The organism is uncultured Marivita sp. (assembly GCF_947488135.1).
Lineage (GTDB): Bacteria > Pseudomonadota > Alphaproteobacteria > Rhodobacterales > Rhodobacteraceae > Marivita.
Window position 1 is genome coordinate 201,393 of the sequence record NZ_CANKYW010000003.1, and the last position, 16,021, is coordinate 217,413.

Consider the following 16,021-nt stretch of genomic DNA (forward strand, 5'->3'; position numbering starts at 1 on the left):
ATGACGAAACCTATGGAGCCCATATGTGCGTCATCGTTGACCTGCGATGCCGTGAAGGAACAATTGGCGCGTGTTGTTGCAAGCCGCCAGTTTCGCAACGCCCCTCGTCTGTCACGCTTCCTGACTTACGTTGTCGAACAGGACCTTGCCGGTCGGTCGGATCAACTCAAAGGCTACACGATCGGGATTGAGGTGTTCGACAAGGACGACGATTTCGATCCGCAGACAGACACCATCGTGCGGGTTCAGGCCCGCGCGCTGCGCCAAAAGCTGGAGCAATACTATCGGCAAGATGGCGCTGACGATCCGATTCATATCGTCATCGCGAAAGGCGGGTACGAACCGAAATACCAACAGACCGTCATTGATGACCGAACGGATGTGGAAGACGCATCCGCGGACGTCGATGAACGGCCATCTGAGAAACCTTCGATTGCCGTTTTGCCCTTTGAGAATATCGGGCGCGGCGACGAGCATGACTTTCTGTCGCTGGGGTTGACGGAGGGTGTCATCTCGGACCTGTCCCGTTTCAAATACCTTTCCGTGTTTTCACGCTCGACGACGGAAAAGGCCAAAGGCCAGCAGTTGAGCATTGCGCAGATATATCAGAGTTTCCAACCGGATTTCGTGCTGGAGGGGACGTTCCGGGTGCGGAATGATCTGATCGAAACACGGATCAAGCTGATCGACGCCGCACAGGACTCTGTCCTCATGACCACTCAAATCGACATGCGGATGGACCCACAGCATATCTTCGATGCACAGGACGAGCTGTGTACCCGTATCGCCGCGCGCATCGGGGTCGATGCCTCCATCGGGCAACTCGCGCGGCTGGCGCAGCGGTCTCGGCCCGCAATCAGATGGGACACGTATTCGTGGATGTCTCGATACTTCGAGTACGGCTTTCAGTTGGGCAAGGCCGAACGCGACGAGATCGAGGCTGGTCTGAAGCATGCGGTGAGCATTGATCCTACCTCGGCGGAAGCCCATGCCGCGTTGGCGATGATCGAAGTCGAGTATTACCGGACGATGTCGGCGGATGTGGGCGATCCTGTGCGACTCGAACAGGCGATGAGACACGCGAAACGTGCCGTGCGTTGTGATCCACAGAATGCAATGGCACATCAGGCCTTGGCGCTTGCTTGTTTTCATTCCAAGCGATTTGTCGATTTTCGCGCTTCGGTCAAACGGGCTTTGCAACTCAATCCGGGCCACGCTGACATGCTGGCCATGTTCGGCATGTGTTTCGTCCGACTCGCGGAGTGGGACGAGGCGATGCCGCTGCTCGACCGTGCCCTGGCCCTCAACCCGCTACATCCCGACTGGTATCACATGCCGAAAGCGATGTTCCTGATGATGAATGAAGGCCCTGAAGCGGCGATCGCAGAGTTCAAGAAGCGGCCGATGCCTGGCTTCTTCGCGTTTCACTACATCATGATGTGGTTCCAGATAGAAGTGGGGAATATGGAGGCGGCTGAAGTCGAGAAAGCCCGCCTCCTCGATATTGCGCCCGATACCGAGCAATTCACGCGTCGCTATTTCGATGCGATCTGCTTGTGCGACGAAATCGCGGATCGTGCACTCGCTGCTGCGCGAAAGGTGGGTTTGCAGATCGCCTAGCGTTCATTGTCGACGGCTGGCCCGTTTGAAGAGCGGCGTTTTCGTCCTGCCAACCCTGATCGTGCGCGGTCATTGACGTTCGTCAATCCTGTCCGATGCCCGCGACCTAGGACTGGTCTTGCTCAATCGAGCGAAACCAGAACCTAAGGAATATCAAAATGACAAATGTGAATACACTGAAACTCGCCGGCGTTTTCGTTCTCGCATCGGTTGGCATGGCTGCCGCCGACGTGACAATGGTGGATTGCGAAGGCACCGTGATCAGCATGTCCGACAGCATTGCCGCCGCCGGTCAAGAGCAAGCCTCGTCGATGGCGGAATGGGAAAACACGGTCTGCGAAGTTGCTCAGCAGTTGCCGCTCGATTCATACGAAGGTCCGACTGTCGTTCCGATCGTCATCGAACCCTACGGCATTGAAACCCGGGTCGTCATTTTCCCTGTCGAGGCAAGCACCGACAATTGATGTCTCATGGCGTCAGCTTGGTGAACGGTGTGGCCTCACACGTCGTTCACCAAAATCGCCTTCGGCGGAACAATCGTTTTTTCGGGACTCCGAACATGAAGAGCAAGACGAGCCCTGCTGTGATAATCGCCTTTGCGGCCCTTAGCTTGGTTCCAGAGGTACATGCGGGACCGCAGCTAGACGCAAATGAGTTCGCGCAAACCGAGCCTTCTTTACAGGGCGGGCCTAAAAGCGGCCCTCCACCCCGGGAGGCAGTGAACGCTTGTTCGGCATCGATCGAAGGCGATTTCTGTGCGTTTTACCTTGATGGATCGGAAATCACGGGCGTCTGCCGCCAACCTCCCCGAAGTACCGGGAATGGTCTGGTCTGCGTGCCGTCCGACCCGGCCGAAGGTTGAAACAAGCGGGTTTCGGAATGAGCGATGCGACAAGAGAGAACCATGATTCCGAACGCGGATATCCAGCCAGCGAAGATGAACGGCACGCCTGACGGAAGCGTCGGACGGGTTCTCATGACGTTGCTCCTTGTGGCGGCCCTCTGGACCTTGTCCAGCGAAGCCTACTATGCGCTGGTCGACGCACTCGGGCTCGAAAGTGGCTATGATGGCGCGCCGATCTTGTTCACGGCATATTACCTTGGTTGGGCGGCGTTGGCGGCGTGGCTGTTTCGCTCCTGCTTCAGCAATGTCTTCGACCGAAATCGCGTGGTGCAAGAAGGGCTGACCCTGCTTCCGATCCTCACGGGCTTCGGGCTGTTCGTGGTCTATGTCCTGCCGCTCCTGCCGGATGTGTCGGAGGTCCGCGCACCCCCGAACCCGCCGGAGTTCATGTTCGCTTCTGCCTGGTATTACCTGCCGAAATCCGCCGATATCCTGTTTCAGCAGGTCCTAGTTGCCGCGCTCATCTTTTCGGGCATCCGCGCAGGATTTGGACTCACAACGGTAAGCGTGGGCATGGCACTGGCGTTCGGCCTGTTTCATCTCGGTCTGGCCTTCGACGGTTTCACCCCGCTCTATGTCGCCCGCTTCACGCTCGCCGCCGTACTGTTCGGCGCGATGCTCCCGTATCTCTACCTGCGCGTCCGAAACGGCTTTCGATGGGCCTATTCGCTGCACTGGAGCTTTTACGCGGCCGACGCGATGCTCACCCATTTGATCCTTGCCGTGCCCCCTTGGGCATGAACCGCCAAAACCCAGAAAGGATGCCACCATGTCACTGAACACAACACTCAAGGCAACTGGCAGCGGCATTCTGCTGCTCGGACTTCTCCCGAACATTCTCCTGGCCGAAACTTTTCTTGCCGATGTCTGGGCCGACAACTGGTTCGAGATGCGCGTCAACGGCGCGCTGGTTGCAGAAGACAGCGTGCCGATCACCACCGAGCGGTCCTTCAACGCGGAGCGTTTCCATTTCGAAGCCGACCGGCCCTTCGTGATCGGCGTCGTGGCAAAGGATTTCAAGGAAAACGACACCGGGCTGGAATACATCGGAACGCGCCGTCAACAGATGGGCGATGGCGGTTTGATCCTACAGATCAGGGACGTCTCAGATACCCTCGTCGCGGTCAGCAATGCCGACTGGCAATGCCTGACCATCCATACCGCGCCGCTCGACAAGGCTTGCGAAGCCGAGGCCGATCCTGTCGCGGGAAAAGACCCATGCACCTTCGAAGCGTCGGACGAGCCCGACGGCTGGGACAGCACCGGGTTTGACGCGTCCGCCTGGCCGCAGGCGACTGTCTACACGGCCGCTCAGGTCGATCCGAAAATGGGCTACGACGACATCGCATGGTCTTCGCAAGCCGAGCTGATCTGGGGCGCGGACCTCGAACAGAGCAACACGGTGCTATGCCGATTGGTCGTCGAATGAGCAAAACCGGTCTGACAGTCACCCAAACGCAAACCCAAAAGGGATCGTTTCCATGATCAAGACATTTGCCACAGCATCCGCTCTGGCGGCACTGCTGGCCCAGACCGCGCACGCCCAAAACCTGACATATCCTGTCGTCGACACGATGCAGGACAGGTGTTTCGGCCTCACGGGTGACGAGATCGCCTGTCCGGCCGAAGGTGAGGACCTGTACGGTCAGGATGCGCAATATCCGGGGCTTTCCGCCGTGTATGTCGATAATGGTGACGGCACGGTGACAGACACCAACACGGGTCTTGTCTGGCAGCAGACGCCCCAGAACGACCGCCTTCAATACACCGACGCCTTGTCCTATTGCGGCGACCTGAACCTCGGCGGACGGGATAACTGTCGGGTGCCCTCCATCAAGGAGCTCTATTCGCTTGCCGACAACCGTGGCGAGTTGCTCAAGCCCGAAGAGGGCGAGCCGACCCCATACATCGATACCAGTGTATTCGACTTCACCTATCCGGACGGGGAGATGGCCTTCGCGGGCCAGTACTGGAGTTCGACGCTATACGTCAAAGGCCCGGTTCAGAACGGCCGCAACCAGGCGGCGTTCGGCTTCAACTTCGCCGATGGCCACATCAAGGCCTACGGGACCGGGCTCGATTTCTATACCGGCGCAATGTCATCCAGCAGCGCGCTGCCCGATATGCAGTCGGATGACAGCACGGCGACGCCGCCACCACCGCCGGGAAGTGGGGGCGCGGGCGCCGTTGCCGCCTCCGATGGAGCATCGCCCAGTCCGGCCCTTTCGGCCCCGGGAAATTACGTGCGCTGCGTCAGCGGTGATGAAGATGTCTATGGCATCAATGCATTCGTCCCAAATAACGACGGTACGGTGACTGACGCCGCCACCGGCCTGATGTGGCAGCAATCCGATGACGGAACCCGCCGCGAGTGGAAAGAGGCGCTGGCCTATTGCGAGGGGCTCGACCTTGCCGGGCACGCGGATTGGCGGCTGCCGAATTCCAAGGAACTGCAAAGCATCGTCGATTACCCTCGCACGGGGTTCCCGGCCATTGACGAAGCTGTCTTCACGATCTCGGAAGACTCCGAAACGCTGGATTTCTGGACCAGCACGACCTTCGGTGACTGGAAGACCTACGCCAATGTCATCGCCTTCGGCAAAGCCCTCAGCAAGTCGGGCGACCAGACCGAATACACCGATTGGCACGGCGCAGGCGCGCAACGGTCCTCGATCAAGACGATCGTCGGTCAGGAGATGACCGAAGACACGACCTGCTCGGTCAATGCCTGTGACTACAACCGCTCCGACAACCTCGTGCGTTGCGTGCGCTAGGCGTTCGCGGGGGCGCGGGTCAGCACTGGAACTGAAACATGAAACCGATACGCATCACCCTCTGGAGCCTGCTCGCCGGGCTGAGCCTTCTCTGGATCGCGGCCAATTTGCCGCTGCCCGAAACGCTCACCGTCATCGCCTTGCGCAACCTCGCGGTCCAGTATTTCGGCGTGATCGCCATTGGCACGATGAGCGTTGCGATGATCCTGGCCATGCGCGCGCCTGCGGTGGACCGCTGGCTGAACGGACTCGACAAATCGTACCGGTTGCACAAGTGGCTCGGTATCTCGGCGCTGGTCGCGGCGCTCGTTCATTGGATTGTCGTCAACGGGCCGAAATGGGCCGTTTCTTTGGGCATCATGGACGCTCCGGAGCGGCGCCCGCCCGGCGGTGACTTGCCGGATCTGGGCGCGGTGCAGACGTTTCTGAACAGCCAGCGCGGCACGGCCGAGGGTTTGGGCGAATGGGCGTTCTACGCCGTTATCGCGCTCATCGTTGTCGCGCTGGTCCGACGCATTCCTTACCGGTTCTTTGCGGCGACCCACGCATTGATAGCCATCGCATATCTTGTCCTGGTTTTCCACGCCGCCGTCCTGATGGACTTCGATGCCTGGATGCAGCCCGTGGGCATTGTCACGGCGCTCCTGATGGTGGGCGGCGTCGTCGCGGCGGTACTGGCGCTGACACGGCAGATCGGCCGCCGCCGCAGGGTGTCCGGCAAGATCGCGGCCTTTCGACAATTCCCGTCGATGAGGATCACCGAAACGGAAATCACGGTCGATCAAGACTGGCCGGGCCACGAGGCCGGGCAATTCGCTTTCGTTACCTTTGACCGCAAGGAGGGCGCGCATCCTTTCACCATCGCCTCGGCCTGGGATCCGGCGACCCGGTCGATCACCTTCATCTCCAAGGCGCTCGGCGACCACACTGAACGCCTGCCCGAAATCCTGTCGGTGGGGGCTGATGTCAGCGTCGAGGGGCCCTATGGCCGCTTCACGTTCGACGATCCAATGGACCGCCAGATCTGGATCGGGGCGGGCATCGGCATCACGCCCTTTATCGCCCGTCTGAAACACCTGGCGACGGCCCCGGACGGCCGAACAGTCGATCTGTTCCACACCGTGCCCGAGATCGCACCAGACCCCGAGGCGCTGCTTCAGGCCGATGCAGCCGCCGCAGGGGTCGACCTACACTTGATCCGCGATGGCAAGGACGGACTTCTCACCGGAGCGCGCCTGCGCGAGAGACTGCCCGATTGGAAGGGCGCCAGCATCTGGTTCTGCGGCCCCGCCGCATTCGGCGATCAGCTGCGCCGCGATCTTGTCGCCAATGGACTCAAGCCCGGCGATTTCCACCAGGAACTTTTCAACATGCGCTGAGGCAAGCGTCAGGAGACCGCCAATGACCATCAAGAGCATCACCGGCTGTATCGGCTGCGAGGAATGCGTGAAGTCCTGCCCCTGCGACGTGATCCGCATGGAGGACGGCAAGGCTGTCATCACCTATGCCGCCGACTGCCAGATCTGCCACCTGTGCCGGATGTATTGCCCAGTCGACGCCATCGAGATGTCACCCGAGAAATCCATTCCCGTCATCGTACCGTGGGGGTAGCGCCATGAAATTCACCGTTCAACGCGCAACCATCCTTTGCGCCATCGCCATCTTCGTTGGCCTGCCTCTGATGTTCTACGCGCTCGGCGACGCGCCTCGCCGGTCCCTGCTGAAAGAGGCGATCTCGCTGGCCACGCTTCTGGCCTTCGCCGCCATGCTGGGCCAGTTCTTCATGGCGCGCAGCAACACCTGGCTTCTGAGCGTCTTCCAGCCGCCACAGATCCAGAAGGTCCACAAGTATATCGCCTACACGGCGGTCGCGGTGATCCTGGCCCATCCCGCCCTGATCGTCCTGCCGCGCGCGTTCGAAGGTGGCATCCGCCCCTGGGACGCGCTCATCACGATGGTCACGACCTTCGACAATCTGGCGCTGATGGCCGGGTTCTTCGCCTACCTGATCCTTGTGGTGCTGGTCGTCACCGCCTTCTTCCGCAAACCCATCATCAAGCGCCTCTCCACCCATTATCGCGGTTGGCGTTATGTTCATGGCGGGCTGGCCGTCAGCTTCACGGTGCTGGCGCTGTGGCACGCGATTGCGCTTGGCCGTCACACCGATATCGCCCTGTCCGTGTTGTTTCTGGGACTGGCCGTCACCGGCTTTGGCATGTTGGCCAAGCTGTATTGGGCGGCTCGGCCGAAACCGCACAAATCCATCCAGACAGAACCGGCATCATGACCACGAGATCAAGGACAGTCACCCGACGCGAAACAGGTGCATCGAACATAGCAGAGACACAAAGGACCACGCCATGACTTGCAGACCCATCATGATCGCTTTTGCCGCATCGACCGCGATACAGGCAAACCACGCAGCCGCGCAGGACTATACCCCCGCCGAAGGGTTTTATGACCTCTCCGGGATGCCCGAAACCGGCATGTACCCGCAGGGCGGATCGAAGCCGGGCGCGGGCAATGCCTCCGGGCCACCGCCGCAAGACGACGTGCAACTGCAGGAGGTTCGGGTTGGCCCCGCGACCTTCAGCGTCAATTACCCGATCTTCGGAAGCTTCGACGCACTGCCCGAAGACGTGGACCTGACCCGCGAACCGATCCAGAGTTTTACCCGCCCCGAAGGCGGCACGCATTACTACGAGGTCGTTCTGGTAGAGAGCATGAACATCAGCTGGGTGCAGGCCGCGATCCTCGCGGAAAACGAAGGCGGCTATCTTGCCTCGCTGACATCCCCGGAAGAAAACGCCTTCGTCTTCAGCCTGGTCAATGACGACACGTATTTCTGGCAGTTCCCCGACGACTACACGCCCGACAGCCACTACCGTATCAAGATCGGTCCGTTCCTGGGTGGTGTGCGGGTCTCTGACACCGAGGAGTCTCTCGACGGGTGGCAGTGGCTCTCCGGCGAGCCGTGGGACTACACCAACTGGGCTCAGAATCTTGACGACGGCGTCACCGACCGCGATCCGCGCGACAATACCCAGCCCAACGGGGCGGGGCGCCAGAACGTCATGGGCTTTGGCGAGTTGAACGTGCCCGTGCCCACCTGGGGCGATTATTGGGACACCGTCGCCCAATATGGCGAACGCGGGATGCCGACCGGGTACAACAGGGGCTTCGTCATCGAATACGATAAAATGCCGAACTGATCCCACAACAGCTGCCATGCGCCTTCAAGCGCGGGGCAGCCCACTTTCTCTCCCACGGCTTCCGTCAAACACCCCCTTTCCCCGAACTGCCCCAATCCAGCTCCGTACAAAGAGGCATCGCATCATGACCACGACGTCAGAGACATCCGGTCCAACCCGCCGCGCGTTCATGGCCTTTAGCGGCGCGAGTGCCGGGCTGGCTGCCATAGGTATGGAGGCCTGGGCGCAGAACGCCGTCGAGATCGATCCGGACGCCATCACCAACACCGACCATGTGACCGACGTGCTGGTGATCGGCGGCGGCATGGCGGGTCTGTTCGCGGCGGTGAAGGCGCATGACGCAGGGGCCGCCACGATGATCGTCTCGAAGGGGAGGCTGGGCTCTTCGGGCCTGACGCCCTTCGGCAAGGGTTTCTTCGTGTTCGATCCCGCGACGGAACCAGGCAGCATCGACGACTTCGTCGACACCGTGTCGCGCTCGGCCCTTGGCACCAACAACCCGGTCTATACCCGCCAGCTCGCCGAGCATTCGATGGACCGCGCGGTAGAGCTGCGCGACTGGGGATACTTCAACCAGACGCTGGCGAACCGCCCCTTCATGCGACCCATCGATGACCGGGACATCCCGCTGCTGGAACGGGTGACGATCACCCACCTCATCAAGGAAGACGGCCGCATCGCCGGTGCTGCCGGCTTTCGGCTCGACGCCGAGGAAACCGTCACGATCCGGGCAAAATCCGTGATTCTGTGCACCGGGGCAGGGGGCTTCAAACCGAACGGCTTTCCGCTCGGCGACCTGACGCATGACGGCACGGTGATGGCCTACCGGATTGGGGCCAAGGTCACGGGCAAGGAATGGAACGACGGCCACATGACACGCGCCGACCATCCTGCGGCCACCTTCGACACCTGGGGCGACATGTTCGAGCGTGTGCCCTCCACCAACGGCGTCGAAGTGCACCACGATCTGGGCGTCGACCTGAACTACCGCGCCTATGTGCTTGGCAATCCCGTCGCGGGCGGGCCCGGTGCGCCGCAGGAGACCGCGGAGGTTGCGGGCGGACCTTACGTGCCGCAGGAGTTCCAGCGCACTTCCGACGCGCCCGCCGATGGCGACGGCCCGCCACCCGGCGCGGGTGAGGGCGGAGCCCCCGGCGGCCCGCCTCCGGGCTTCGCTCCAAGCGCCAATGTCGGGGGCGCCTCGGCGGGCATGGCGATCCACAAATCCGAAGGGCTGGTGCCCTACGACGACCGCTGCGCGTCCAACATCCCCGGCCTCTATGCGGCGGGCGACGCGCTTGGCAGTCACATGGCCGGTGGCATCTACACTCAGGTCGGTTCGTCGCTGGCAGGCTCTGCCGTGCAAGGGGCCATCGCGGGCGAGGCGGCAGCGGAGTATGCCTCCGGTGTCGAAGCGCCAATGATACCCGACACGCGGCTGGCCGAGATCACGGACGAGATCCTCGCCCCCCTGCGGCGTGACGCGGGCTACGGCCCGGCCTGGGTCACCCAGACACTACAGGGGATCATGATCCCGAACTTCGTGCTCTACATCAAGAAGGCCGCGATGATGAACGCGGCACTGGCCTACATTGAAGAGCTCCGCGACCACCACGCCCCGATGCTGCGCGCGGCCAATATGCACGAGCTGCGGCTGGCATGGGAGACGCGCAACATGATCCTCAGCGCCGAGATGAAGCTGCGCGCCTCGCTTTTCCGGACCGAAAGCCGGTGCAGCCACTACCGGCTCGATTACCCCGAGGTGGACGACGTGAACTGGCGCGCCTGGATCAACATCCACCGCGCCGATGACGGAACGATGGAACTGACCAAGCAACCCTTCGGCACATGGCCCGATCAGGGGTGAGCGCGCCGTCACGCCCTCTCGTCCCACCGAGCCGAGCACTTAAACAAGGAGAAACCCGAATGCGCATGATCTCAAGACTGGCCACTGCCCTGACACTTGCCTTGCCCGGCGCCGCCTTCGCGGAGCCGAACATCCTTTTGATCATCGCCGATGACATGGGGCTCGATGCGTCACGCTGCTATTCGCTTGGCGATCAGCAGGCACCAATGCCAAATGTCGAGGCCCTGTGCGCATCCGGAATGGTGTTCGACAATGCCTATTCAGCCCCCGTCTGCTCGCCAACCCGCGCGACGATCATGACCGGGCAATACGGGTTTCGCACCGGGGTCGGTGCGGCCATTCCGCCCGACGGGACCAACGGGTTGTCGGCAGACGTCACGAGCCTTTTCGATGTGCTCGCCACCACCGACTACAGCGCAAACCTGATCGGCAAATGGCACCTTGCCGGGGCGGATGCAGACCGCAACCACCCGGCTGAGTTGGGCGTGCCGGATTACTTCGGTCTGTTCATGGGCGGCGTGCGCAACTACTCGGAATGGACGGCCGTCACGGGCGGTGAAGAGGTGCAGGTCGACGGTTACGCGACCACAGTTCTGACCGACCGCGCCATCGACTGGATCGACGCGCAGAACGATCCCTGGTTCCTGTGGTTGGCCTACAACGCGCCGCACACGCCGTTCCATCTGCCACCGGCCGATTTGCATGGTTTCGACGAACTGGCGGATGATGCCGATGCCATCGCAGAAAACCCCTTACCCTACTACAACGCCATGCTCGAGGCGCTCGACACCGAAATCGGCCGCCTGCTCGGATCGATGCCCCAGGAAGAACGGGACAATACCGTTGTGATCTTCATTGGTGACAACGGCTCGCCGAACCAGGTCACGCGCGGTTTCTATGGCGATCACGACGCCAAGGGCACCATCTACGAGGGTGGCACCCATGTTCCGCTGGTCGTCACCGGGCCCGGCATCGAACCGGGCCGCACGGCTGCGTTTGTCGAAACCGTGGACCTGTTCACGACCATCGCCGGCATGATCGGTGCCGAGGTCTCTGCCGGCGACGGCCACGACTTCGCGCCCGCGCTGACAGGCGGCGAAACCACCCGCGACTTTATCTATGTCGAGCATTTCGGCGACCCGGAGGACGCCAAGCCCAGCGACGTCTTCGGCTGGGCACTTCGGGAAGGTATCTACAAACTGGTGCAGGAAGTGGGCGAAGAGCCGGAGCTCTATGACCTTTCCATGGATCCGCGCGAGCAGGTCGATCTCCTCGCGGACGGCATCTCTGCGCACGAAGCAGCCATCATCTCACAGATCAAAGAGCGCCATGCGGCCGTTCGCGGCAACTGAGCGTGCCTGGCTTCGGGGATCATGCTTTGACAATCGCAATGGCGGATCAGGCACATTGACCGATCCGAAAGCTCGAAGGTGCGGGGCAGCAATGCGCCGCCCCGCCCGGGATCAGTTGTCGCCTTGCGGGGCACTGCGCCGTTGCAAGGTCAGCGCGCCATCGCCGTCCCGGTCGAGCCGTTCGACCATCCGCGCGATCCGGGTGTCGAGCTCTTCGGGCGCGATCTGCCCGTCGCCGTCGCTGTCCAGCGATTGGAAGGCATCAACCATGCGCGAGCGGGTGAAGGACCGGTAGAGCTCGTCGAACTCCTCGATCGACAGCGCGCCATCGCCGGAGGCGTCGACGGCGCCGATCTGCGCGGCGCGGTAGGCGTCGATCTCGGCCTGGGTCACGGACCCGTCGCCATCGGCGTCGGCGGCGTCGAAGACGGTGCGGAACATCTCGCCGCCGAAGCCGCCGCCACGATGACCGCCGCGATGGCCGTCGCGTCCGCCGCGCCCGTCACGGTCGCCCCGCATATCGGCGCGCGTCATTTGTGCATCCGCGGATAGCGCATCGGGCGCCACGGGCGCTGTCTGGGCCGTTGCAACCATCGCGCCGGTGCCGGCAAGCGCCAGAACGAGAAAGCCGATGGGGAGTGCTTTGGAAGATTTCATGTCATGTTCTTTCGGTTGGTTCGGCAGGCTGCCTCGCCTGCGACAATTCCGATATGGAGGGTCGCGCCCCGGAATGTGTGTCAGCACCGGACCCGTTTTGTCGCAAGGTGTCGCAAGGGCCGGACCGGCGACGCTTTGCGACAATTTCCTGCGTCGCCCCACACGATTGGAGGTGGGAAACACCCTCCGCTTGCCCCTATTGTATTGAAACGCAACCGAAACACGCTGCCCATCTGACATGACCCCAGCCGAGCCCCAAATCCTGATCGTCGACGATGCCCGCGACATTCGTGAGCCGCTGGCGCAATACCTGCGCAAACAGGGGTTTCGCACCGAGCTTGCCGCGAATGCGGGCGAAGCGCGGCGGATCCTCGACAAGGGGAACCCGGCACTGGTGGTGCTCGATATCATGATGCCGGGGGAAGACGGGCTCAGCCTGTGCCGTTGGCTGGTGGCCCGCGGCGGTCCGCCGGTGATCCTGCTGACCGCGATGGCCGACGAAACGGATCGCATCGTGGGATTGGAGCTGGGTGCCGACGACTACCTCGTCAAACCATTTAACCCCCGCGAACTCCTCGCCCGCATCCGCGCTGTCCTGCGCCGCGTCCCGCAGGCCGCGCCGAAGGTCGCCTCGGGTATCCGCCGGTTCGGATCTTGGCGGCACAACGCCGATACCGGCGAGGCGCGCCACGACGACGGGCGCACCGTTTCCCTGACCTCAGGGGAAAACCGGCTCCTCGGGATCCTCCTTGATCACCCGCACGAGGTTCTGAGCCGCGATCGGCTGCTCGATCTGACCTTGGGGCGTGACGCCAAGGCCTACGACCGCGCCATCGACAATACCGTGAGCCGCCTACGCCGCAAGATCGAGGATGACCCGAAAGCGCCACGCCTGATCATGACGGAATGGGGCGGCGGCTACCGGCTGGCCGTGGACGTGGAAGAATGAGCCTGCGCGCACGCTTCCCGCTTGACGGTCTCGCCGCCCGTTTCGCAATTTTGCTTGCATTGGCACTTGTGGCGGCGAACCTCATCGCTGCGACGGTTCTCTATATCGACCGGCTGCAACAAGAGAATGCGCTCAGGATTGAGCGGGAGGTCGAGCGGATCGTCTCGCTTGTTCCCGCGATCGAGGCGGCCCCGGCGGGACTGCGCGAGGCGGTGGCAAGAGAGGCATCCACGCGGGTGTCGCGGCTCTCGGTTGATCCGCGCCCCATCGTTGAGGACATGCCGACCGCACCGCGATCGGTCGCGCTGAGCGACGATCTCGCAACCGCACTCGATGACCGGGAGGTGCGCGCCGCCATCATGGTCCGGCCATCCGACAACGGTCGCCGCGGCGAAACGGTTGCCCTGTCGATCCGTCTGCGCGGAGAGGATGCGACCCGCTGGCTCAACTCGGTGTCGCGGGAAGACCGCCGCGCGGCGCCCCCCGGCCTCCCGGGCGACGTGATGTTTCTTATCCTCGGGATTTCGCTCGCCGCAGTGCTGGGTGTGGCGCTGGTGTTCCTGCGCCGACTTACCCGGCCATTGAATGATCTTGCCGCCGCCGCCCGTGCCGCCGGGCAGGGGGATCGAACCGCGCGGGTGAAAGAAACCGGTCCCCGGGAATTGCGCGAGGCGTCCGCCGCCTTCAACGACATGCAGGACCGTATCGCGCGGTTCGATGCCGAGCGAATGCGAACGCTGGCTTCCGTGGGCCATGATCTGCGAACGCCGATCACCTCGCTGCGGATCCGCGCCGAAATGCTGGACGAGGATGAGGCCAAACCGATGATCCGCACGCTCGACGAGATGACGGTTATGGCCGATGGCCTCGTCGCGTACGCCCGTGGCGCCGGTGACGGAGAAGCGACGCAAGAGATCAATCTGGGACAGATGCTGGCCCGGCTCTGCGAAGATCGCGGCGCATCGTATCAAGAAGGACGCGCGATGCGGATCGTCGGTCGTCCGGTTGCGCTTGGTCGTGCCGTGGGGAACCTGATCGACAACGCCATGCGCTATGGCGACGTGGCCCGCGTTTCACTCGCGCGTGAGGGCGACGATGCGGTGATCAGTGTCGAGGATGACGGCCCCGGAATCCCGCCGGAGCGCCTGTCGCAAGTCCTCGAACCCTTCGTGCGCGGCGAAGACAGCCGAAGCCTCGAAACCGGCGGCGCGGGTCTCGGCCTCGCAATCGCACGCAACATCATGGCCTCTCACGGCGGCTCCCTCGTGCTTCAGAACCGCCCCGAAGGCGGCCTTCGCGCTACGGTCCGGCTCCCATTGGAGCCCGTGGGATGAATGTGATCCTTACCGACGGGCATTGTCGTCCGCCATGTCTGGTGAGGGGGAGCTGTGAAGACATCTCTGGCACGCGCTACGAGGTGCATCGCGACGTTAACCAAAATAGAGGATCTGCGTTTGAGGCTTGTCGTCAAATCGAGCGCGAGGCGCATCAATGGCATTAGCAGACAAAGATCAGACAAAAAGGCACTGACAGCCGAGGAATCTAAGGTGTCTGAGAAATCCAATGGTGCCCCCACACGGACTCGAACCGCGGACCTACTGATTACAAATCAGTTGCTCTACCAGCTGAGCTATAGGGGCTCCGGGGGCGTGATTACTGAGTGTCGCGCGGCTGTGCAAGAGGCAATCTGGCGAAATTTCCTGAATTGCGCCGGGACGTCAAAGCTGGTTTTCATCCCGCGCTGCGCGCCTATAATGCGGTGAGGCAGCGAGAATAATTGAAATCAGATGCAGGTTGTCCTTCACACGGGCCTTCACGAGACCGACAGCGACCGGCTGTTCAAGACGCTTTTGCGCAACCGCGACGGGTTGCGGCCGGAAGGTGTCGCGATTCCAGGTCCGGGGAGGTATCGCAAGCTGATCTCGGAAATGCTGAACACGCTGGGCGACATGCCCCCGTCGCCGGACGCACGCGATGTGCTTCTCGACAGCATTCTTGACGAAGATACCGGGCATGTGGACCGCTTGATCCTGTCACATGAGAACCTGTTTTCCGTGCCGAAAATCGCGTTTCAGGGGGGCGTCGTCTACCGCAAGGCGGAACAGCGGCTGCGCACCCTGCGCGAGGTTTTTTCCGGTGACGTGTTCGAGGTGTTCATCGCGCTGCGGAACCCGGCGACCTATCTTCCGGCGCTGCTTGGCGCGACACCGCACGAGACGATCCCGCAGTTGATGCAGGGGCTCGATCCGGCGCAGCTGCGATGGTCCGATCTGATCGCCCGGATCACCGGCGCCTTGCCGGGCGTTCCGGTCACGGTCTGGTGCGACGAGGACAGCCCGCTGATTTGGGGCGAACTGGTGCGGGAACTGGCCGGTGTTGAGCCAACCCATCCGATCATCGGCGCCTATTCGCGGATGGCGGATATCATGTCGCAAGAGGGGATGACGCGGTTCCGCGCCTATCTGGCCGAAAAGCCCGATCTGACCGAGATTCAGATCCGCCGGGTGATGGTGGCGTTTCTCGACAAATACGCCGATGAATCCAAGGTCGAGCACGAACTGGACCTGCCGGGTTGGGACGCGGATTTGATCGAGGATCTGACCGATCAGTACGAAGAAGATATCTTCGACGTGGGCCGGGTGCCGGGCGTAACACTGATCACGCCTTGAGCGGCATCGGCCCATCT

The 16,021-nt window shown here is 62.2% G+C and carries 15 protein-coding genes and 1 tRNA gene; 14 read left to right on the forward strand and 2 right to left on the reverse strand.

Going from position 1 to position 16,021, the window contains the following annotated elements:
• The 11 genes from Q1B16_RS11815 to Q1B16_RS11865 all read left to right on the forward strand — a co-directional run bounded on the left by Q1B16_RS11815 (position 1) and on the right by Q1B16_RS11865 (position 11,729).
• On the forward strand, positions 1-1,620 hold the full coding sequence (locus Q1B16_RS11815; RefSeq protein WP_299788471.1) for a hypothetical protein: 1,620 nt from the start codon (positions 1-3) through the stop codon (positions 1,618-1,620).
• Positions 1,621-1,778: 158 nt separating this feature from the next.
• A complete protein-coding gene (locus Q1B16_RS11820) occupies positions 1,779-2,084 on the forward strand; it encodes a hypothetical protein (protein WP_299788474.1) in 306 nt (101 codons plus the stop codon).
• 440 nt (positions 2,085-2,524) lie between these two features.
• Positions 2,525-3,265 carry a hypothetical protein gene (locus Q1B16_RS11825; protein WP_299788477.1) on the forward strand — a complete coding sequence of 247 codons (741 nt, stop codon included), beginning with the start codon at positions 2,525-2,527 and terminating at the stop codon, positions 3,263-3,265.
• A 28-nt stretch (positions 3,266-3,293) separates the two neighbouring features.
• Positions 3,294-3,953 carry a PEBP family protein gene (locus Q1B16_RS11830; protein WP_299788480.1) on the forward strand — a complete coding sequence of 220 codons (660 nt, stop codon included), beginning with the start codon at positions 3,294-3,296 and terminating at the stop codon, positions 3,951-3,953.
• Positions 3,954-4,005: 52 nt separating this feature from the next.
• Positions 4,006-5,298: a DUF1566 domain-containing protein gene (locus Q1B16_RS11835; RefSeq protein WP_299788483.1), complete on the forward strand. Its 1,293-nt coding sequence runs from the start codon at positions 4,006-4,008 to the stop codon at positions 5,296-5,298.
• Positions 5,299-5,336: 38 nt separating this feature from the next.
• Entirely contained in the window at positions 5,337-6,677 is a 1,341-nt protein-coding gene (locus Q1B16_RS11840) for a ferric reductase-like transmembrane domain-containing protein (RefSeq protein WP_299788486.1), read from the forward strand.
• A gap of 22 nt (positions 6,678-6,699) precedes the next feature.
• Complete coding sequence (locus Q1B16_RS11845; RefSeq protein ID WP_299788489.1) at positions 6,700-6,909, forward strand: 4Fe-4S dicluster domain-containing protein; 210 nt, start codon at positions 6,700-6,702, stop codon at positions 6,907-6,909.
• A 4-nt stretch (positions 6,910-6,913) separates the two neighbouring features.
• Positions 6,914-7,585, forward strand: coding sequence for a ferric reductase-like transmembrane domain-containing protein (locus tag Q1B16_RS11850; protein ID WP_299788492.1), 672 nt, complete (start codon positions 6,914-6,916; stop codon positions 7,583-7,585).
• 73 nt (positions 7,586-7,658) lie between these two features.
• Positions 7,659-8,510, forward strand: coding sequence for a hypothetical protein (locus tag Q1B16_RS11855; RefSeq protein ID WP_299788496.1), 852 nt, complete (start codon positions 7,659-7,661; stop codon positions 8,508-8,510).
• 124 nt (positions 8,511-8,634) lie between these two features.
• Positions 8,635-10,377, forward strand: coding sequence for an FAD-binding protein (locus Q1B16_RS11860; protein ID WP_299788499.1), 1,743 nt, complete (start codon positions 8,635-8,637; stop codon positions 10,375-10,377).
• Between the two features lie 59 nt (positions 10,378-10,436).
• Positions 10,437-11,729 carry a sulfatase-like hydrolase/transferase gene (locus Q1B16_RS11865; RefSeq protein ID WP_299788502.1) on the forward strand — a complete coding sequence of 431 codons (1,293 nt, stop codon included), beginning with the start codon at positions 10,437-10,439 and terminating at the stop codon, positions 11,727-11,729.
• 111 nt (positions 11,730-11,840) lie between these two features.
• Here Q1B16_RS11865 and Q1B16_RS11870 read toward each other — a convergent pair whose 3' ends face one another.
• Positions 11,841-12,386 (reverse strand): EF-hand domain-containing protein, encoded by a 546-nt coding sequence (locus Q1B16_RS11870; protein WP_299788505.1) that lies wholly within the window; start codon positions 12,384-12,386, stop codon positions 11,841-11,843.
• 238 nt (positions 12,387-12,624) lie between these two features.
• Here Q1B16_RS11870 and Q1B16_RS11875 point away from each other — a divergent pair, with 238 nt between their 5' ends.
• Both Q1B16_RS11875 and Q1B16_RS11880 read left to right on the forward strand, forming a co-directional pair.
• A complete protein-coding gene (locus Q1B16_RS11875) occupies positions 12,625-13,335 on the forward strand; it encodes a response regulator (protein ID WP_299788508.1) in 711 nt (236 codons plus the stop codon).
• Positions 13,332-14,669 carry an ATP-binding protein gene (locus Q1B16_RS11880; protein WP_299788511.1) on the forward strand — a complete coding sequence of 446 codons (1,338 nt, stop codon included), beginning with the start codon at positions 13,332-13,334 and terminating at the stop codon, positions 14,667-14,669. The genes Q1B16_RS11875 and Q1B16_RS11880 overlap by 4 nt, the downstream gene beginning before the upstream one ends.
• A gap of 230 nt (positions 14,670-14,899) precedes the next feature.
• Here the strand turns inward: Q1B16_RS11880 and Q1B16_RS11885 are convergent.
• A tRNA-Thr gene (locus Q1B16_RS11885) sits at positions 14,900-14,975 on the reverse strand.
• Between the two features lie 147 nt (positions 14,976-15,122).
• On the opposite strand from Q1B16_RS11885, the gene Q1B16_RS11890 reads away from it, so the two are divergent.
• Entirely contained in the window at positions 15,123-16,004 is an 882-nt protein-coding gene (locus Q1B16_RS11890; protein ID WP_299788514.1) for a hypothetical protein, read from the forward strand.
• Positions 16,005-16,021: the final 17 nt, after the last annotated feature.